At 65.0% G+C, this 2450-nt stretch carries 3 protein-coding genes; all 3 read left to right on the top strand.

Annotated features, from left to right (window positions below; all coding sequences use genetic code 11):
- The coding region (locus tag ACREC7_RS16360; RefSeq protein ID WP_431556748.1) for a sensor histidine kinase at positions 1-243 on the top strand (243 nt) is incomplete at its 5' end.
- Positions 240-1766, top strand: a complete 1527-nt coding sequence (tsaE, locus tag ACREC7_RS16355; protein ID WP_431556747.1) for a tRNA (adenosine(37)-N6)-threonylcarbamoyltransferase complex ATPase subunit type 1 TsaE — start codon at positions 240-242, stop codon at positions 1764-1766. The genes ACREC7_RS16360 and tsaE, both read left to right, overlap by 4 nt.
- Positions 1767-1777: 11 nt before the next feature.
- The coding region (locus ACREC7_RS16350; RefSeq protein WP_431556746.1) for a nucleotidyltransferase family protein at positions 1778-2450 on the top strand (673 nt) is incomplete at its 3' end.

The following is a 2450-nucleotide window of genomic DNA, read 5'->3' as shown; positions in this document are numbered from 1 at the left end:
ATCCCGGACGAGTATCAGGCCTCGGTGTTCGAACGCTTCGAAAGCCGCGCCAATGGATCGGGCCATCGCGGCGCCGGCCTAGGCCTCTCCATCGTCAAGAACCTGGTCGAGATGCATGGCGGCGAGGTGGTGCTCATTTCGACGCCAGGGCGCGGCACGAAGATCAGAGCGCGCCTGCCGCTCGCGCACGAAGCTGCGGTCGAGCCCGAACCGCGCCGCTACGGATCAAGCCGCGCCGGATGAGCGCAAGTTGGAGCCTTGACGGCGCCGACCTCGTCGAGCTCGACCGTCTCGCCCAGCGGCTCGCTCTCGTGCTCAAGCCGGGAGACCTGATCGCGGTGTCGGGACCGCTCGGCGCCGGCAAGACGAGTTTCGCCCGGTTTCTGCTCGCCCGCCTCGGCGTCGAGGGTGAGGTGCCGAGCCCGACCTTCTCGCTGGTGCAGGCTTATGCGAGCCCGCGCTTCACCGTGCATCATTGCGACTTCTACCGGCTCGAGCCGCGCGAGCTTGCCGAACTCGGCCTCGACGATCTCTTGCCAAGCTCAGTGACCATCGTCGAATGGCCAGAGCGCGCCGGCGACTGGCTTCCAATGGACCGGCTCGACATTGCCATGGACGAGACGGCGGAGCCCTATCGCCGCCGCGTAGTGCTCACCGGACATGGCAGCTGGGCCCCGCGGCTAAAGCGCCTGCAAGCGCTTTCCGCCTTCATCGCCACCACGCCTTACGCCGAAGCCGCCGCCGAATATCTGCAAGGCGACGCCTCGACGCGCTCCTATGCGAGGCTCGCGCTGGCGGACGGCAGCGCCATTTTGATGAACGCCCCGCGCCAGCCTGATGGCCCGCCGATCCGCGACGGTAAGCCCTATAGCAAGCTCGTGCATCTCGCCGAGGACGTAACACCCTTCATTGCTGTCGGTGATGAGCTCCGGCGACGCGGGCTTGCCGCGCCGGCGATCTACGCCTTCGATCTCGATCAGGGGTTTCTGCTGATCGAGGATCTCGCCGACAGGGTGTTTGGCGCCGAGATCGCGCGCGGCACGAAGATGGAAGATCTTTATGCGCCGGCCATCGACGTGCTGCTCGCCATCGTGAGCGAACCAACGCCGCCGCTCTTGCGCGTCGAAGGCCATGCGCCCTACCGGCTGCCGCACTATGACGCCGACGCAATGCTGACCGAGGCTCTTTTGCTCACCGACTGGTTCTGGCCTGTACTCCAAGGCCGCTCTACCCCCGAAGAGGTACGCGAGGCCTATATCGACCTGTGGCGCCCGCTGCTGGAGCAGGCTGCGGTCACAGATAACACATTGATTTTACGTGATTATCACTCGCCGAACCTGATGTGGTTGCCGCACCGCGCGGCGCTCCAGAAGGTCGGCATCCTCGACTTCCAGGACGCGCTGCTCGGCCCCGCGGCCTACGATCTTGTGTCGCTTTTGCAGGATGCCAGGCTCGACGTTCCCGAATCGCTTGAAGCCCGGCAGTTCGCTCGCTACTGTGCGGCCCGAAGCACGAGCGATCCGCACTTTTCGAGCGATCAGTTCAGCGTGCTCTACGCAACGCTCGGCGCCCAACGCAACTCGAAGATCCTCGGCATATTTGCGCGGTTGGCGAAACGTGACGGCAAGCGCGGTTATCTCGCTCACATTCCCCGGGTCGCCCGCTATCTTGAGCGCAATCTCGCGCATCCGGCGCTTGCGTCGTTGCGTGCCTGGTACGCCGACGAGCTGCCGCCCTTGCACAAGCTCCCCCCGCTCATCCTGTGAAGGCCGCATTCATGGCGCACGCTGAGACGGCGATGGTGCTTGCCGCCGGCTATGGCGAGCGCATGCGTCCCTTGACCTTGCGCCTGCCGAAGCCCCTCGTGCTGCTTGCCGGGCGCCCGCTCATCGACCACGTACTTGACAGACTTGGGGGCGCGGGCGTCGAGACTGCGATCGTCAACGTGCATTATTTGCCGGACCAGATCGAAGAGAGCGTTGCTCGCCGCCGGGGAACCAAGCCCGCGATCCTCATCTCCGATGAGCGCGATCTGCTGCTCGATACCGGCGGAGGCGCGAAGCGCGCGCTGCCCTTGCTTGGACCAGGGCCCTTCTTCATCCACAACGCCGACACGGTATGGAGCGAGGGCCCAAGCCCGGCGCTGCCGCGCATGCTGAAATTGTGGAACCCGCAAACCATGGACTGCATGCTGCTACTCGCGCCGCTTGCCTCGAGCATCGGCTATGGGGGAAAGGGCGATTTCACCATGGCGCCTGACGGTCGGCTGACGCGCAGAGGCGAGCGGCAGATCGTGCCCTTCGCCTTTGCCGGCGTATCGCTCTGCGATGCAAGACTGTTCACCGACGCGCCTGACGGAAAATTCTCGTTGAACCTGTTGTGGGACCGGGCGCTTGCCAAGAAGCGCCTCTACGGCATGCGTCTCGACGGGCACTGGATGCATGTCGGTA

Source organism: Methyloceanibacter sp. (assembly GCF_050728395.1).
Classification (GTDB): domain Bacteria; phylum Pseudomonadota; class Alphaproteobacteria; order Rhizobiales; family Methyloligellaceae; genus Methyloceanibacter.
This window is presented reverse-complemented; position numbering and strand designations above follow the sequence as displayed.